The following is a 16,761-nucleotide window of genomic DNA, read 5'->3' as shown; positions in this document are numbered from 1 at the left end:
GTCGTCGCTCGCGCCCTACGGTGCCGCAACGGTGCCGGCGCCTTCGATGAGCACAGTGGCCGTTCCGGCGGGCGCCGACGGCACAAGAAAATACCCGCCGTCGACGTGACCGTAGTCGTATCGGTGCGCCGTCGCCTCGCCTACGACGGTGCCCGCGGCATCCTTGAACGTCACCACGCGCGGGTCGCCACCGAGCGCCTCCGTGGTCTCGAAGGGCGGCGCGTCGCGCCAGGTGAGAACGCCCTGCCGATCAAAGAGGAACCGCAGCGAGCGGGACACGGGCGGCGCGGCGAGCGAGCGCACCTGCGCGCCCCCGAGCGCGCGCCCCCGATCAAAGAGCGCCTTGAAGGTGTAGTCGCTAGTCCACTCGGGCCCGCAATAGCTCATGAAATCGTGGGGCGTCGTGGTCGCGCCGGGGTTTTTGAGCTGCTTGGTGACGATGCTGTAGCCGAAGACGCCGATGGTCCCGTCTTGGTACGGGTAGCTCGGATCGGCGCCGGCGACGCCGCCGCAAGGCGCATGACGCCGCCCATGCGCGTGCCCCAGCTCGTGGGGCAACGTTCCGAACGTCGCCGCGTTGTTGTAAAGTACACCGATGCTGGCCCGCTGCGAGGCGTCGGTGACGCTCGATGCGAGGTTCGAGAGGCCGAGCACGCAGGACCCGGTGCAATAGTTGGTGAGGGTCGTCCCGGGCGCGAAGACGCCGTAGTAGTAGACGTCGGCGGCCGGCTTCTCCTGCATCCGAAGCTGCGTGACGCTCGCCAACGCCGCGTCCCATCCGGCGCCGGTGCCCGAGATGACGCCACCGAACTGGACCGGATCATGAACCGTGATGTTGACGGCCGGGACCGGGTAGAGCTCCAGCGTCTTCTTTCGAAGCTCTTCGAGGATGGCGGGGCTTGTGTCGGGCACTCGGTTGGAGCCGTCGGCGCCGTAGCGCATCGGCACGAGCATGATCTTGAGCGCGCCCGGGCCGGCGGCAACGTCGAGCGATTCCGCGACGCCGTTGACCGGGTATTGCGCCGCGTTAGCGGTGGCCGTCGGTACGGGCGCGGCGCCCTCGTCGATGAGCTGCACGAAGAAGGTGACCCCAGCGGGAAGGTTCGCGCCGGGTACCTCAAAGTTGAACGTCGAGGCCATCGCGTTGTCGCTCGAGGCGGCGGCGATGGTCTTCGTGTCAACGGCGATGGGAAGTCCCTTCCCATCGGACACGAGGTGAAGTTCGGCGCGTACCGCCTTGGCCACGTAGCCGTTCTCCGGTGTCACGTAGACGCGCACGAGGCCGTCGCGACCCGCGACGATGGGCACCGTGCGCGTGGCTTTCGCGCCCGCCTTGGCGACGGTGACCTTTACGCCTTGAAAGAGGGCGATCTCCGCGATGGCAAGCCCGGTGGCGAGCTTCGCGCTTGGCGGTGGTGTGGGGCTTGGCGTTGGACCCGAGGAGGTGTTGGCGCCATCGGTCGCTTGCGAGGCGCCGGGCGGATCGGCACCCGCCGCCGCGGCGCCCGACGCCGTTGCCGGATCGCGAGGTGGCCCGGCCAGGTAGCCCGCCGGCTCGTCCATCGGTTCGAGCTCGCAGGCCACGAGGCCGCCAAGCACGAGGGGGACAAGTCTTCGCCACATGAGCGTCCCCACGAGCAACACCCGCGCCGGCAGCAAGCGCTCCTACAGCGGCGCACCAATGTCCGGTGCGCCAGCAATCGGACCGCGAGGGTGCGCCCCGATTCCTCGTGGCGCGTCGTTGTCCGCTCGCGCTCGAACTCGGGCGAACGCCGCCCTTGAGGACGATGATCCGCATGGTGCGCTGGCGATCCAGGCGCTCTCCGCTCTTGCCTGCGCTAGCGCACTTCGAAGTCGAGCTGCATCGGTCGCTCGCCGCGCACGATGCCGAGGGAGAAGCGCGGCATGGAGCGGAGCTTTGCCACCGCGATGAGCGCCGCCTCCGTTGTCGTGAGGTCGACGCCGGCGACGCTTCGCAGCCGATCGCCGCTCCTAAGGCCCAGCTTCTCGACGACGCTGCCGGGCCGCACGTGCGTCAGCTTCAGACCTGCGACGGCGCCGCGCTCCATGTCCGGCGTGGCGCGCACGAGGGACATAAGGCCGGCTTGATCCTCGAAGAGTCCGTCGAGCACGCTGCGGTCGAGCGTCGTCGAGGTCTCGCTGGTGCGTACCACGCGCGGCAGCAGGTGATCGAGCGGCAAGGCGCGCCCCGTGGCCGGTTGCGCCACCACACGGGTCGCCGGCTCGGGGGCAAGTGCAGGCTTGGCGCCGAGCTCGGCGTGGCACACGGCGTACGACGTTGCCGACGACGGCCGCACGAAGAACGCGCGCTCGGAGCCCACCAAGAGCAGCCGGTAAGGGCCTACGCGTGCGCCGGGCCGAAGCCAGTCGGCGCGGCCCTCCTCTCCAACGAGCGACAGCGAATGGTGCGCTTTCTCCGCGCGGACGAGCCCCCGCACCGCGACGCCGTTGCACGGCGGGGCCTCGGAAAGCGCCTGCGGCGGAACGTCGTCGGCGCGGCTCCACGTGCCGAGCGTGATTAGAGCCAGAAGCGAGCTCGTGCCGAAGAGTCGATGGGCCATGACGCCGTCCTTGCGCGAGCCGTGCCGTCGGCCCGCGTCGCGAAGGCCCGCAAAAACAGGCCCAGCCACGCGGCCCCGAGGCAGGGCCGCGACAGTTCGTCACGCGCCGCGGCTTACGCCCGGCGGCAAGAGACACGTTGGCAACCGCTCGCGCGAGCAGCGGCGATCTTCAGCGCACGCCTTTGTCGGCGTGTGCCAGCGCGTCGTCGATGATCTTGAACCCCTCGGCGAGCTCCGCCTCGGTGATGCAGAGCGGCGGGTTCGTCATGATCGTGTTCCAGCGCACGAAGGTGTAGAGGCCGTTGTCTTTGAGGTGCTTGGCCACCGCCTTCATCTCGTCGCTGTGGCCGTTGAACGGCGCCATCGGCTCGAAGGTCTTTCGATCGCGAACCACCTCGATGATGCCGAAGAGGCCGAGGTTGCGCACGGCGCCGACGGAGGGGTGCTTCTCCATCAGCGTTTGGTGATGCTGCTTCATGAGCGCGCCCATCTTGGTGGAGCGCTCGAGGAGCTTGTCTTCTTCGTAGACGTCGAGGTTGGCCAGCGCGGCGGCGCAACCCATGGGATGGCTGTTGTAGGTAAGGCCGCCCCAGAAGACGTTTTGATCGAAGTGTTTGGCGTGGACGTTTCGCATGCCCACGGCGCCGAGCGGCAGGTAGCTCGAGGTGAGCCCTTTGGCCATCGTGATCATGTCGGGCACGACGCCCCAGTGCTCCACGGCGAACCACTTGCCGGTGCGCCCGAAGCCCGCCATGACCTCGTCGCAGATGAGCATGATGCCGTTTTCGTCGCAGATCTGCCGCAGGCCCTGCATGTAGCCGTCGGGCGGGATCAAGATGCCGTTGGTGCCGGCGACCGTCTCGACGAGGAGCGCGGCGATGTTCTTGCCGCCTTCGAACATGATCGCGTCGCGCGTGTCACGAAGCACGGCGTCGACGGGCTCGGGATCCTTCTTTCCAAACTTGTGGAACTCGGGGATGCGGAACACGCCGGGGATGCCGGGCTCTGCGGGCCAGCGCCGCGGATCGCCGGTGAGCGTCATCGCTCCGGCGGTGCCGCCATGGTACGAGCGGTAGCGCGCGCCGATCTTGTGCTTGCCGGTGACGAGCCGCGCGATCTTGATGGCGTTCTCGTTGGCCTCGGCGCCGCCGTTGGTGAAGAAGAACTTGTCGATGTCGCCGGGGCAGATGGCGGCGAGGCGCTTGCCGAGCTGCGCCCGCGGCTCGTGAGCCATGAAGGGGTTGGCATAAGCGAGCGTCTCGGCCTGCTTCTGAATGGCCTTGATGACGCGCGCATCGCCGTGGCCGATGTTGACGCTCATGAGCTGGCTGTTGAAGTCGAGGTAGCGCTTGCCGTCGGGCGTGAAGAAACACGAGCCCCTTCGCGTGGCTGACGGGGATGGGGTCGACGGCCGACTGGGCCGACCACTCGTACATGGAGTGTTTTCGAGAGAGCTCGACGATCTCAGCGGCCGACATGCTCATGGCGTTCTCCTCGGGAATCGGAAGGGCCCTTCGTATCACGAAAGGGGCAGCGGGGCGGGCCCGCCGGCAGGCAAAAGTGGCCTACAATGGGCCTCGCCCGCCTTTGAGAGCCGCGTTGTCCACCTTCCTTCGAGCGACCGCCGTGGCGCTCCTCACGCTTCGCGCCGCGTCAGCGGCCGCCGAGCCGGTGCGCACGCCGCTCCGCACGTGGGGGGTCGACCCGCCCGACGAGCCGCCGGTGGTTCCTGCGGCGCCTGTCGTGGCCCCGGCGCCACCAGCGCCAGCTCCGCCCGAGGATGGCGAACCGGTCCTCGTGCGTGCGCCGGGCCGCGTGGGCCTCCGCTACGTGCTCGAGGGCGTCGAGGTTCGTGGCAACACCACGACGCTCTCCCGCGTCATCCTCCGCTTCGTCCGCTTTCGCGCCGGCGACATGCTCGACGTCGACGACCGGGAGCTCGAGCTCACGCGCTTTCGTCTCCTCGGGACCGGCTTCTTCAGCGACGTGCAGCTCTCCTTGCGTCGCGGCTCTCGACGTCAGCACGTCGTGCTCGTCGTGCGCGTCGTCGAGCGCAACACCATCGTCGTCAACGACGTGAGGCTCGGCCTCTCGGCCGACGCCGAGCCTAACGGGGCGGCGCGCCCGCTCACGGCCTACGGCGGCGTCGACGTCTCGGAGAACAACCTCGCGGGCACGGGCATCAAGCTCGGCGCGGCCCTCGCCGTCGCCGATCGCCAACTCGGCCTTCGGTCGCGCTTCGCCGATCCGCAGGTCTTTGGCTCGGCCTTCAGCGTCGAGGCGCAGGTGCTCTTCAATCGCGCGCGGGACTTCTTCGGCAACCGTGAGGTCTTGGTCGAAGACACGTCGCCGACGGGTCGCCCGCAGGACTTCGCCATCGTCTCGTACCAGCGCTTCGGGGGTCAGGCTGGCATTGGCCACGACGTCGGCGCCTCGTCGAGGCTCTTCCTCGACTACCGTCTCGAGAGCGTCGACGCGACGCTGCCTCTGGCGGCGAGTCACCGCCGCGGCCTCGACGTCGAGCCCATCGATTTTCGCATTCAACGGAGCAGCTCGCTGCTCTCGACGGTGAGAGCCACGCTCCTCCACGACACGCGGGACGAGCCGTTTCTTCCCACGCGCGGCGTCTACGTGACCACGCAAGCCGAGGCGTCGCTGACGCCGCTCGGCAGCGACTACCCCTACGCACGGCTTCAGGTCCAAGGCTCTCATTGGATGAAGCTGCCTTGGGCTCACGTCGTACGGGTAGAGGGCCTCGCCGGCGCCATCCTCGGCGACGCACCGCTCTTCGAACGGTTCTACGTGGGCGACCTGACCGATCTCCTCCCGGACCGAACGCTCGACCTCGCCTTTGACCGCCGGGCGGCGCCGAACTTCTTCGACAACCTCATCGGTGAGGTTCGCTACGGCACCTACGCGGCGAAGGTCGCCGGCGAATACCGCGTCCCGCTCTACCGCGGCCGCCGTTCGGTGTACGGCGTCGATCTCTTCGGAACGGTCGGCCTCTACGGCCTCACGACCGCGGAAGACGCGAAGAGGCCGCCGCGCGGCTACGCGGGCTTCAGGCGCATTCCCGTCGACCTCACGTTCAACCTCGGCCTCCGCATCGACACGTCGGCCGGCGGCTTCGTGCTCGGCTCGTCGAACCTCTTGTGGCTCATTCCCTTCCGTCGCGAGGTGGGCCCATGACGACGCGTCGCGCCATGCGGCACGGCGTCCTCGCGGCTCTCCTCGCGGTGAGCGGAGCGGCACGCGCAGACGGCCCCGAGAAGCCCGAGAAGCCGCTGACGGTCAGCGAGCTCTCGCGAAGGACGGCGTCGTTCTCGTGGGACAAGGCGCTCCTCCGCGCCACCTTCTCCTATCGCGACATCGCCGACGCGACCTTCCTGCGGAAGCTTTCGAGCGGCCTGCCGACGGTCGTGGCGATGCGCGCCTTCGTCCTCGAGGAGGGGCGGACCGAACCCATCGCGCTCAGCGTGCGGACATGCCGCGTCGTCTACGACCTGTGGGACGAGGTCTACCGCATTCGCCTCACGGTGCCCGGCGGCGAACGCGACGTGGCGGCCCTCAACGTCGAAGGTGTCATGCGACAATGCCTCGAAGCCCGAGACCTCCCCGTCGTCGATCGCGCGCTCTTGAGTCAAACGGCATGGGGGGCGCGCCGCGCGGGTTCTGTCGTTGGCTCGCGCCTGGCCGGCCGTCGCCGTTGGGCTGGCGCTCGGGATCTCGGCGGGGTCGGGGCTGGCGGCGAGCGCGGGCGAAAGCAAGAGAGCGGCCAAGCCGGCATCGGTGGATCGCATCCTCGTCAAGAAGGCGGACCACACGGTCACGCTCTTTTCGAAAGAAGAGGTCGTTCTCCGCACGACGGCGGCGCTCGGGCCCGGCGGCGCTGGACCCAAGCTTCGCGAAGGCGACATGGTGACGCCCGTGGGCCGCTATCGCATCGTGTCGAAGGGGCCCTCGCGGTTCCGGACGTTTCTCGGCATCGACTACCCCAACGAGGTCGACAAGGCGCGCTTCGCGCGGCTCCGCGCCAGCGGCGCTTTACCCAAGGACGCCCGCATCGGTGGTGACATCGGCCTCCACGCACCGCCCAAGGGCGCGCCGTGGAAGGTTGGGCACAAGCTCGTCGACTGGACCGCTGGCTGCATCGCCGTCGACGACGACGAGATCGACCTCATCGCAAAGAGCGCCCCCATCGGGACGGTCGTCGACATCGAGGACTGAGTCCTATACTCGACCTCGGTGATGGTCCCCGACGTCGTCCTCGAGAAGCTCGAGTCGCTGCCCGCGCAGCCCGGCGTCTATCTCTTCCACGACAAGGCGGGCGGCCTGCTCTACGTGGGCAAGGCGAAGAGCCTTCGCAGCCGCGTGCGGAGCTACTTTCAGAGCGGCTCCAGCGACACGCGCTCCTTCATCCCGCTCCTGCACCGCGCCATCGGGGACCTCGAGACCATCGTCACGTCGACGGAGAAGGAGGCCACGATCCTCGAGAACTCGCTCATCAAAGAGCGACGCCCTCGCTACAACGTCAAGCTCCGCGACGACAAAGAGTTTCTCTCGATCCGCTTGGGTCTCGAGCACGCCTGGCCGCGCCTCACGGTCGTGCGTCGCCCCGGCGCGGACGATGCACGCTACTTCGGGCCCTACCGTTCGGCGACGGCGGCGCGGCGCACGCTCCACCTCATCAACAAGCACTTTCAACTGCGAACCTGCAGCGACACGGAGCTCACGTCGCGGCGCCGGCCGTGCCTGCAACATCAGATCAAGCGGTGTCCCGCGCCCTGCGTCTACGACGTGGACGCGGCTTGGTACGGCGAGCAGGTGCAGGCCGTCGCCATGTTCCTCGAAGGGCGGCACGACGAGCTCACGCAAGAGCTCGGCGACCGCATGCAGAGCGCCGCCAGGGCGATGCGGTTCGAGCTCGCCGCCGTGTACCGTGATCAGCTCGCGGCCATCGACAAGGTGCGCGAAGCCCAGCGCGTCGTGGACGTCGACACCGACGTGAGCCGCGATGTCATCGGTCTGTACCGGGAGGGGGAGCTAGCAGAGATCGCGGTGCTCAATGTTCGCGGGGGTCGGCTATGGGACGTCGTGTCCATTTCGGTGCAGAGCGCAGCGATTCCCGACGAAGAGATCGTCGCTGCCTTCGTGGCGCAACATTATGGTGCTCGCCACGTCTCCGATGACGAGAGCGCCGACGCCCTGCCGAGCGCATTGCTCCCCCAAGAGCTCCTGGTCCCGTGTTTGCCGGAGGGGCACGAAGGCATCGCCGAGTGGTTGTCGGACCTGCGAGGCGCGCGGGCTCGCGTTGCCATCGTCCACCCGAAGCGCGGCTCAAAGGCTGACCTCTTGAAGCTCGCCAACGAGAACGCTCGCCACTCGTTTTTCGAAAAGCGTCGAACGAGCGACGACGTCCTCGAGCGCCTCGGGCAGCTCAAAGAGAAGCTCCGCCTCGCGACGCTGCCCCGGCGCATCGAGTGCGTCGACATCTCGCACTTGGGTGGCGGCGACACCGTTGGCGCCATCGTCGCGCTGAAGGACGGGGTGCCCGACAAGAAACGGTACCGGACCTTCCATGTGCGCACGGTTCCCGAGGGCCTCGCCGCCATGGGAGACGACTACGCGGCGATGTACGAGGTCCTTGCTCGCCGCTTTCGTCGTGGCCTCGCCGCCGTTAGCAAGGACGCGCTCCCCGCGGAGGCCGCGGTGTCTAAGGACCGCGAGGGCGACCTTGAGCTCGACCGTGAGGCCGACCATGACGGAGCTGACGGCGTCGACGGCGTGTGGGATCTGCCCGACCTGCTCGTCGTCGACGGTGGCCGCGGTCAGCTCGGCGTGGCGCTCACGGCGGCCAAAGATCTGGGCCTTCACGGCCTCGCCATCGTGGGCCTCGCCAGGGCGCGAGAGCCTGACGGAGGGCGCGCTGGTCGATCGCGTCTACCTGCCGGGGCAGAAGAATCCGATCCCCTTGCGCGCCAACACGTCCTCGCTGTTCTTCCTCGCTCGGGCCCGCGACGAGGCCCATCGGTTCTCCAACCGCGCGCGAGAGAAGCTCGGCAAGGCGCGTAGGTTTCGTTCGCAACTCGACGACGTGCCTGGCCTCGGCCCAAAGACCAAGAAGGCGCTCCTTCGCGCCCTCGGCACCGTTGACGCGGTCCTCGCCGCCGATGAGCCCACGCTACTGGCCGTTAAGGGCGTGACGCGCCGCCACGTGACGGCGCTCCGAAACAAGTTCGGCGCTCTCCCTCTCCCTCAGCGATCGCCCGCCCTCGACACCCCCGACGAGCCAACCGAGGGGTCCATTGCCAACATAGTTGGCGAGCCGGCTAGGCGAGACCCCTGAAATTCCTGAGCATGATCTAGCCCATCTCTGGCCTACCTTGTGCTTTACTGCTGCCGCCGCGGCCCGTCCGGTCGCGACTACGTGGTGAGCCCCCCCACTTTGGGGAGAGCCGTGGAGCGTTTGCATGAAGAAGCCGACGACAAGATTCGGAGTGGCCATCAAGGCGGCGGTGGTCGCCGTGACAGCGCTGGGGCTCGGTCCCGTCGCGTCCGGTTGCATCACGCGCCCCATCGCACCGAACGAGCCGACCACGAAGACCAACTTCACGGCGGTCGTTCGACAGGCGGCCATCGACAAGGTCGACTTGCTCTTTGCCATCGATAACTCGGCCTCCATGGGCGACAAGCAGGAGCTGCTCAAGGAAGCCGTTCCGGACCTCATCTCCCGGCTCCTCAGCCCTGACTGCGTCGACGAAAACGATCCGACGAAGGTCCTCGGACCGTCGAAGGTGCAGGGCGGCGAAGCCGTCTGCAGCGCCGGCAAGCTCGAGTTCCCGCCGGTCCACGACATGCACATCGGCATCATCTCGTCGTCGCTCGGCGGCCGCGGTGGCGACCAGTGCGGCAACGAAGCGACCCGTCACAACGACGACCGCGCGCACCTCTTGAACCGCGCGACAAAGACCGAGACGGTCGTCGGCCAAGCGACGCCGTCGAACTTCTTGGCGTGGCTCCCGCAGAACGACAAGAACGCGTCGAAGTCGCGTGACAAGAACCAGGTCGGCGCCACGCCCTTCACCGACCAAGCCGCGATGGTCCAGAACTTCCAGGACCTCATCATCGGCGTGAAGGAAAACGGCTGCGGCTACGAAGCCCAGCTCGAGAGCATGTACCGGTTCCTCATGCAGCCGGACCCCTACGACAAGCTCGTGAAGGAAGGCGAAGTCGTCAAATACGACGGCTACGACTTCGAGCTCTTGAAGCAGCGCCGCGACTTCCTCCGCCCCGACTCGCTCGTGGCCGTCATCATGGTGACCGACGAGAACGAGTCGACGGTGGCGCCCACGGCCTTCGGCGGCCGCGGCTGGTTCTTCAGCGACGGCAAGCGCGTTCGCCCGGGCACGCAAGCCTGCGACACGGATCCCGCCAGCGATGCGTGCAAGTCCTGCTACCTCTCGGCCGCCAGCGGCGACCCGGGCTGCGCCAAGCAGCTCGACGAGACCAACGATCACCCGAACGTCCGCTTCTTCCACATGAAGCAGCGCTTCGGCATCGACCCGCGCTTCCCCATCGAGCGCTACGTCCGCGGCCTCAAGGAGCGCCGCGTTCCGAATCGCGACAACGAATACGCCGCTGACCTCCGCTACATCGGCAACGACGCCGACAAGGCGACCTGCCTGAACCCGCTCTTCTCGGCGAACCTGCCGTCGGAACCGGGCCAAGAGCTCTGCGCCTTGACCGCCGGTCCCCGCACGAGCGACCTCGTGTACTTCGCCATCATCGGCGGCGTCCCCTGGCAGCTCCTCACGGAAGACCAGACCAACCTGAGCTCCAACTACCAGGGCCGCAAGTTCAAGGATCGCCTCGGCGCCGCCGACTGGACGCTCCTTCTCGGCAACGACCCCTTCAAGTACGACTTCGCGGGGCAACACCCGCTCATGCAGGAGTCGATCACGCCGCGCCCGAGCGCCGGCGCCGACGAAGCCCACACGCGCGAGTGGAACACGGCCAACAAGGACCTGCAGTACGCCTGCACCTTCACGTTGCCGAGCCCGAAGGACTGCTCGCAGCCTGACCTCCGCGACTTCTGCGACTGCTCCGACCCGACCGACTCGCCGCTCTGCCAGGCCGCTGGCAGCAAGACGCAGACGAAGGGTAAGGCGTACCCGACCATCAGCGAGCTCGCTGTCGCGAAGGCCCTTGGCGATCAGTCGATCGTCGCCTCCATCTGCCCGCCGGAGCCGAAGGACAAGAGCACGCCGTATTACGGCTACCGTCCCGCGGTTCGCGCCATCGTCGACCGCCTCAAGAACTCGCTCGCGTCGCAGTGCCTCCCGGACAAGCTCTCGCAAGACCAGGACGGCAAGGTCTCGTGCCTCATCCTCGAGTCCTTCCAGGAGGCCGGCGTGACGTGTGAGTCCAAGGGCCTCAAGAAGCCGGATCCGAAGATCCTCGAGAAGTTCCGCGAAGCGCAGCGCGCGGAGCTCGGCGCCGAAGCCGACAAAAACGTCGTCTGCGAAGCGCCGCAGATCCTTCCGGCGAAGTTCTCCGGCAACTCCTGCGAGAAGACCCCCGAGGTCGGCTGGTGTTACCTGACGGGCGCTGCCGCTGGCGGCACGTGCCCGCAAGCCATCAAGTTCTCCGAGCTTGGTAACCCCGTTGGCGCTCGCGTCAGCCTCCAGTGCATCAAGTCCAACGAGAGCGACGCCGGGGCCAAGTAGGCAGCGGCCGGGTCGTGTAAGTGGGCGCGCGGGCCAAGAGCTCGCGCGCTCGTTTGCTTTTGGTGCACCGTGACGCAGAAGAAGACGATCCTCGTCATCGACGACGAGCCCCACATCGTGATGGGACTGCGTGATGCCCTCGAGTTCGAGGGCTTTCGCGTCGTCTCGGCGGAACGCGGCAAGGAAGGGGCACAGGCGGCGCGCGCCGAAGCACCCGACGCGGTCATTCTCGACCTCATGCTCCCCGACATGAACGGCTACGCCGTGTGTGAGGAGATTCGTCGCGTCTCGCCCTTCGTGCCGATCATCATGCTGACGGCACGCTCTAGCGAGCCCGACAAGATTCGAGGACTCGACGCCGGCGCCGACGACTACGTGACCAAGCCGTTCAGCGTGAACGAGCTCATCGCGCGGCTAAGGGCCATCTTCCGTCGCGCCGCGCGGGCGGCGACGGCGGCTCCCGAGCTCGTGAACGTGGGCGCCGCGGTCCTCAACTTCACCGCGCACACGGTCCAGCGCGACGGCGAGGAGTCGCAGCTCTCGTTCTACGAGGTCGAGCTCATGCGCCTTCTCGTGGAGCGGGCGGGGCAGCCCGTCAGCCGCGACGAGATCTTGTCGAAGATATGGGGCCTCGATGCAGCGCCCTCGAACCGCACCGTCGACAACTTCATCGTGAAGTTGCGCCGCAAGGTCGAGCCTTATCCCGACAAGCCGGCGCACATCCTCACGGTCTACGGTTACGGGTACAAGCTCGTCATGTAGGCGTTATGCAGGGGAGGAGCGGCTCAGGGGGCGGCCGCCACAAAGACCACTTCCACGCGCGCGTTGCGCGGTCGGAGCTTGGCGCTCGCCGGGTCGACCACGGGAAGCTTCGTGCCCGCGTGCACCACGTTGACCTGGTTCACAGAAAAGTCACTGGCCTTGGCGAGCGCCGCCGCCACGAGCGCTCCGCGAGCGCCGCTCGCGTCCGTCGTCTTGGCGGCGTCGTGGACGGCGACTTGAATGCGGAACGACGGGTGCGTCTTCCAAACGCGGCCCAAGTCGGCGAGGGATTTGTCGGCGCTCGGCGTGAGCCGCGCCTCTTTCGAGTCGAAGACCTCGCGCAACGTCACCACAACACCGCGCTCGTCGCGCACGACGTCGCTGCCGGCGGCGCCGAGCTCCGTGAGGAACACGTCGGGCTGCTCGGCGGGAGCGGCGCTGGTGCCGCGACGACCTTTGGTCAACGCGTCGAGGCAGGCGGCGCGCGCCCGCGTGGCGAGGTCGATGGCGGGACCGCCCTCCTTCGCCAGAGGCTCGGAGAGCAGCTTCTCCGCTGCTTCGAGGGCCGGCGTCGCATCCGCCTTTGCGAGGAGTCGCGCGGCGCCGCAAAGGAGCTGCGCCTCCGTTCGCAGCGAGTCGGCGGCCACGCGGCGAGCCGCTTCGCGCTTTGGGTCCGCGGGGCTCGTCGCCTTGGGTTGTTCGAGCTCTTTCGCGATGGCGATCTTCTTTTCGAGGGCCGTGTTGTCTCGAACGCGCGCCGCGCGCTCCAGCAGGAGCTCCTTGAGCTCCGCCGCCGCGTGTTCGGCCTTCGCGCGAGCCTCGCGCTCCTGAGCCTCGGCGCGGAGCAGGCGCGTAGTCGCGACGGCGCGGTCGAGGAGGGCGGCGGCGCGGGCCGCGTAGATCTCCGCGCTCGCGAGGTCGCCTTCGCCGGCCGCTTCGTCGGCCTTCTTCTGCTCGATGTCGGCGAGCGCGACGAGCTGGGGCGCCACCCGTTCCGCGTCCCGGATCGCCGGTGACTGCCGAAGTCGCGAGGCGGCCTCAAGGGCCGGCGTCGCCGGGCGTTGCCCTGCGCCGCAAGCGACGAGGAGCAGGGCGCAAGCGCCCAACGCGACGCGCCTCACGGCGCACCTCCGTCGGCCACGCGTGCTGGTGACGCGGCCTTCTTGGGCGCCTTCGCCCCGCCATCGGTCGGTTCGCGCCCCACGCGGTCCGGCGGCCGCTTCTCGGTGAGGGCCTCGAGCTGCGCGCGGAGCCGGCCCGATTGCGCGAGCGCCTCTTCGAGCAGCGCCCGTTCCCGGTCGAGCTGCGCGCCGGCGTCCTGGGCCCCGCGCAGCGCCGTTGCGGCAGCCCGCTCGGAGCGAACGGCGCGGGCTACGTCGCCTGCGAGCTCGGCGAGCCGCACGGCGAGGCCCTCGGTGAGGCGCGCCCGGTAGTCGTCGCCGGCGGACCTGAGTTCGGTGGCCCGGGCGAGCGCCGCCTGCGCGCGGGCGCGCGCGTCGGCCGTCGCCGCCGTCGTTTCCGTGTCAGCTTCTAGCGACTTGAGCGTCGCCAGGGTTCTCGTCGCGTCGGTCGCGGCGGCGGGCTCGGGGAGGGCTGCGTTTGCTCCGCCGGCGGCGTGCACGACGAGCCCGAAAATCGACAGGGCCAGGAGGCCGGACGCCGCCGCGCGGGGAATTTTCACCCACGACGAATGCCGTGCGGCCCCCCTTGCGTCAATCCGATTCACGCGAAGTCCCGGCGAGCCCCCGCCGCGGCGCTTGTCATTGGGCGGGAGCGGTGAGATTCCATGGCCATGTCCGGACGAGTTCCCTGGGACGACTACTTCATGAACATCGCACGCGAGGTGTCGTCGCGGGCAACCTGCGATCGCAAGCACGTCGGCGCGGTCATCGTGCGTGATCGGTGCATTCTCGCCACCGGGTACAACGGCTCCATTCGCGGCCTTCCCCACTGCGACGATGTGGGGCACCTCATGGAGGAAGGCCACTGCGTTCGCACGGTGCACGCAGAGGCGAACGCCATCGTTCAGGCGGCGCGCAACGGCGCGCGCATCGACGCGAGCACGATCTACGTGACCGCCTCGCCCTGTTGGAGCTGCTTCCGCCTCATCGCCAACGGGGGCATCCAGCGGGTGGTCTTCGGGGAGTTCTACCGCGATCCGAAGATCTTCGAGATGGCCCAGGCGCTCGGCATCGAGCTCGTGGACCTCTCGGGCAAGGCAAAACAAGGCGAGGCGTCTCCGACATGAGCCTCCGCGTCGCCGTCGTTCAAGGTGGCCCCTCGTCGGAGGCGGAGGTCAGTCGTGTCTCCGCGCGCGGCGTTGCGGAGGCGCTGCGCGCTGGCGGTCACGGCGTGACGTGCCTCGAGCTCGATCAGGCGCTCGCCGAGGCGCTGCGCGTTGGACGCTACGATGTGGTCTTCCCGGTGGTGCATGGCGCCGTGGGCGAAGACGGCTCGCTGCAGGGGCTGCTCGAAGTGATGGCTGTGCCCTATGTCGGGTCCGGCGTGCTCGCGAGCGCCCTCGCCATGAACAAGGCGGTGGCCAAGCGCCTCTTCGTCGCCGCCGGCCTCCCGGTCGCCCGCGGGTTTTGCGCCTCGCGCGGGGAGGCGAACGACGCGGTGGTCGCGCGCATCTTCGACGAGCTGCCCGCCGGCTTCGTGGTGAAGCCTGCGGAGAGCGGCTCGGCCATCGGCATCGGTCGGTTTCCCGAGCGCCCTGACCGCGAAGCGGCGGTCGCCGCCGTGAGCCAGGCCTTCGCGCTCTCCGCCGATATCATCGTCGAGGAGTTCGTGAGCGGTCGCGAGGTGACCTGCGGTGTTCTCGAACAGGGCGACGCCGCGAGGTCCTTGCCCCCTACGGAGGTCCGTGCGCCCGGCGATGCGTTCTACTCCTACGAGGCGCGCTATGCGCGGGGTCGCAGCGTGCACGTCTGCCCCGCCGAGCTCGACGGGCAGCGTGCTCGCGTCGAGGAGGTCGCCCTTCTGGCACACCGTGTCCTCGGTTGTCGCGATCTGTCGCGGGCGGACTTCGTGGTCGGTGACGCTCGGGTCGTGCTGCTGGAGGTCAACACCCTGCCGGGGCTGACGCCGACGAGCCTATTTCCCGAGGAGGCAGCGGCCGTTGGCATCGGCTTCGAGAGGCTCTGCGGCGAGCTCGTGGAGCGCGCCCATCGGCGCGGGGCGACGCCCCGGAACGCCCCGAAGGCCTTTCCCGTTTGAGCACAAAGTTTCTTGTTTGAGCGCAAAGCGGCCCTCGCGCAGCGGTTGGCGCAGCAACGCGTGTAGGGCAACGTCGTTGCCTTCGTCGTCCGGGGAGCTCACGGTGACTTTACAGGACCGCTTCGGCGTCCCACGGTAGAGGACGCGCGCTCGTTGCGCGGCTCACGGCAAGGACTCATGGCGCGCGACTCGCTCTTCGACGAAACGATCTTGTGGTCGGGAAAGCCGGCCACCATCGTTCGCACGCCGTCGCTGCGCCTTCTCGCCGGGGTCGCCGTCGTGGTGGCCGTCGTTTGCCTGTGCTTCGCCATCACACTGGCCACGGCCCTCGACGTGCGAACCGGCGGGCTCCTCATCCTGTCGGCGTGGTGTTCGACACTCGCGCTCTTGGCGTGGCGGCTCCCGGTGCTGGTGACGCAGAAGCTCGAATACTTCGTGACCGACAAGCACGTCATTTGGCGATGCGGTCGACTCCGTCGAACGATCTCGCGCGACGCCATCAGCTACGCCCTCGTGCGATGGCATGCGGGGGGCCAAGTCGGTGATCTCGAGCTCGTTCGCGCGGTGCCGACGGGCGCGTTGCGACGAACGCTACGCCTGACACTCTCAGGGCTGGCGGCGCCCGATCGTGTGCTGTCCTTGATCCGAGGTGTCGATGCGAGCGCTCCCCTCGGCACCGGTGCGAGGCCGCTCGCGCAGCGGCTCGACACGGGCGAGCGCGTCCTCTGGAGCGGAGTCCCGCGGAAGTCCGCATGGACCGTGCGCCGCAGCGCCGGCGTGCTGTCCGCTCTCGTGCTCGGCGCAGCGGCGACGCACGCTGCCTGGCGAGCGCTACCGGCGCTCGAGAGGCTGCTCGAACTTCACGCGCTCACCGTGGGGCAAGCGCTCCTCCTGGTGTCCGGGGTCGGGCTCGGCATCGGCCTCTTGGCGGTGGTTGCAGTTGGAACCGGTTGGGCCGCAGGGCTACGGCCGAGGCAGCTGGCGCGTGAGACGCGCTACTTCGTGACCGACCGGCGCGTTCTGATTCGGCGGGGCAGGGAAGAGCTCATGCTCGACCGCTCCCGCATCGCGTACGTGATCTCAGCGCCATCGAACCGTCTCGTTCCGCGCTGGAGTGGCCTGCGGGACGTCTTCCTCGTGCTCGACGGACCGCAAGCGCGCGCGCTCGCGGCCAGCGGGGCCTTTGGTGGCGAAAGTGACGGTACGCTTCAGCCGGTGCTCCAAGCCATCGATGACGCGGATACCGTCGGCACTCTTTTGCGCGAGACGCCCGAGCTTCCGCAGGCCGCCTGACGGCTCAACGAACGGAGCGGTGCCGTCCCGCCGAGATCGGGCTTGCTCGCCCAGCGTGGCAAGCACGATTTCGGCGGTCGCGTCGGTGTGAAATACGCTCGGGAGCGCACTTCACAACGTGAATGCGCTCGAGACCTGGGACAGTCTCGGATGAACGGAGCGGTGCCGTCCCGCCGAGA

The 16,761-nt window shown here is 68.4% G+C and carries 11 protein-coding genes and 2 pseudogenes; 8 read left to right on the top strand and 5 right to left on the bottom strand.

Annotated features, from left to right (window positions below):
- Window positions 1–15: 15 nt before the first annotated feature.
- The 3 genes and pseudogenes from IPG50_25605 to IPG50_25595 form a co-directional block, all read right to left on the bottom strand.
- Complete coding sequence (locus IPG50_25605; protein MBK6695559.1) at window positions 16–1,623, bottom strand: hypothetical protein; 1,608 nt, start codon at window positions 1,621–1,623, stop codon at window positions 16–18.
- Between the two features lie 215 nt (window positions 1,624–1,838).
- Complete coding sequence (locus IPG50_25600) at window positions 1,839–2,582, bottom strand: hypothetical protein (GenBank protein MBK6695558.1); 744 nt, start codon at window positions 2,580–2,582, stop codon at window positions 1,839–1,841.
- Between the two features lie 169 nt (window positions 2,583–2,751).
- Window positions 2,752–4,060 (bottom strand): annotated as a pseudogene (locus IPG50_25595) (aminotransferase class III-fold pyridoxal phosphate-dependent enzyme).
- Between the two features lie 121 nt (window positions 4,061–4,181).
- On the opposite strand from IPG50_25595, the gene IPG50_25590 reads away from it, so the two are divergent.
- The 5 genes and pseudogenes from IPG50_25590 (at window position 4,182) to IPG50_25570 (ending at window position 12,070) form a co-directional block, all read left to right on the top strand.
- Window positions 4,182–5,771 (top strand): BamA/TamA family outer membrane protein, encoded by a 1,590-nt coding sequence (locus IPG50_25590; GenBank protein MBK6695557.1) that lies wholly within the window; start codon window positions 4,182–4,184, stop codon window positions 5,769–5,771.
- Between the two features lie 600 nt (window positions 5,772–6,371).
- On the top strand, window positions 6,372–6,809 hold the full coding sequence (locus IPG50_25585) for a L,D-transpeptidase (protein ID MBK6695556.1): 438 nt from the start codon (window positions 6,372–6,374) through the stop codon (window positions 6,807–6,809).
- A gap of 21 nt (window positions 6,810–6,830) precedes the next feature.
- Window positions 6,831–8,928 (top strand): annotated as a pseudogene (uvrC, locus tag IPG50_25580) (excinuclease ABC subunit UvrC).
- Between the two features lie 124 nt (window positions 8,929–9,052).
- The gene (locus tag IPG50_25575) at window positions 9,053–11,308 is read left to right on the top strand and encodes a hypothetical protein (protein MBK6695555.1); all 2,256 of its coding nucleotides are present in this window, start codon (window positions 9,053–9,055) and stop codon (window positions 11,306–11,308) included.
- Between the two features lie 69 nt (window positions 11,309–11,377).
- Window positions 11,378–12,070: a response regulator transcription factor gene (locus tag IPG50_25570; GenBank protein MBK6695554.1), complete on the top strand. Its 693-nt coding sequence runs from the start codon at window positions 11,378–11,380 to the stop codon at window positions 12,068–12,070.
- A 23-nt stretch (window positions 12,071–12,093) separates the two neighbouring features.
- Here IPG50_25570 and IPG50_25565 read toward each other — a convergent pair whose 3' ends face one another.
- Window positions 12,094–13,191, bottom strand: a complete 1,098-nt coding sequence (locus IPG50_25565; protein MBK6695553.1) for a hypothetical protein — start codon at window positions 13,189–13,191, stop codon at window positions 12,094–12,096.
- Window positions 13,188–13,751, bottom strand: coding sequence for a hypothetical protein (locus tag IPG50_25560; protein ID MBK6695552.1), 564 nt, complete (start codon window positions 13,749–13,751; stop codon window positions 13,188–13,190). Before IPG50_25560 ends, IPG50_25565 begins: the two co-directional genes overlap by 4 nt.
- Before the next feature lie 111 nt (window positions 13,752–13,862).
- Between IPG50_25560 and IPG50_25555 the strand changes: the two genes are divergently transcribed.
- From IPG50_25555 to IPG50_25545, 3 genes are all read left to right on the top strand, one after another.
- Window positions 13,863–14,318, top strand: coding sequence for a dCMP deaminase family protein (locus IPG50_25555; GenBank protein ID MBK6695551.1), 456 nt, complete (start codon window positions 13,863–13,865; stop codon window positions 14,316–14,318).
- Window positions 14,315–15,289 carry a D-alanine--D-alanine ligase gene (locus IPG50_25550; protein ID MBK6695550.1) on the top strand — a complete coding sequence of 325 codons (975 nt, stop codon included), beginning with the start codon at window positions 14,315–14,317 and terminating at the stop codon, window positions 15,287–15,289. Before IPG50_25555 ends, IPG50_25550 begins: the two co-directional genes overlap by 4 nt.
- A gap of 177 nt (window positions 15,290–15,466) precedes the next feature.
- A complete protein-coding gene (locus IPG50_25545) occupies window positions 15,467–16,582 on the top strand; it encodes a hypothetical protein (protein ID MBK6695549.1) in 1,116 nt (371 codons plus the stop codon).
- Window positions 16,583–16,761 lie beyond the last annotated feature (179 nt).

The organism is Myxococcales bacterium (genome assembly GCA_016703425.1).
Lineage (GTDB): Bacteria > Myxococcota_A > Polyangia > Polyangiales > Polyangiaceae > JADJCA01.
This window is presented reverse-complemented; position numbering and strand designations above follow the sequence as displayed.

Coding starts and splice junctions, on each gene's coding strand:
- IPG50_25605 (MBK6695559.1), bottom strand. CDS start 1,623: ATGTGGCGAAGACTTGTCCCCCTCGTGCTTGGCGGCCTCGTGGCCTGC.
- IPG50_25600 (MBK6695558.1), bottom strand. CDS start 2,582: ATGGCCCATCGACTCTTCGGCACGAGCTCGCTTCTGGCTCTAATCACG.
- IPG50_25575 (MBK6695555.1), top strand. CDS start 9,053: ATGAAGAAGCCGACGACAAGATTCGGAGTGGCCATCAAGGCGGCGGTG.
- IPG50_25555 (MBK6695551.1), top strand. CDS start 13,863: ATGTCCGGACGAGTTCCCTGGGACGACTACTTCATGAACATCGCACGC.
- IPG50_25550 (MBK6695550.1), top strand. CDS start 14,315: ATGAGCCTCCGCGTCGCCGTCGTTCAAGGTGGCCCCTCGTCGGAGGCG.
- IPG50_25545 (MBK6695549.1), top strand. CDS start 15,467: ATGGCGCGCGACTCGCTCTTCGACGAAACGATCTTGTGGTCGGGAAAG.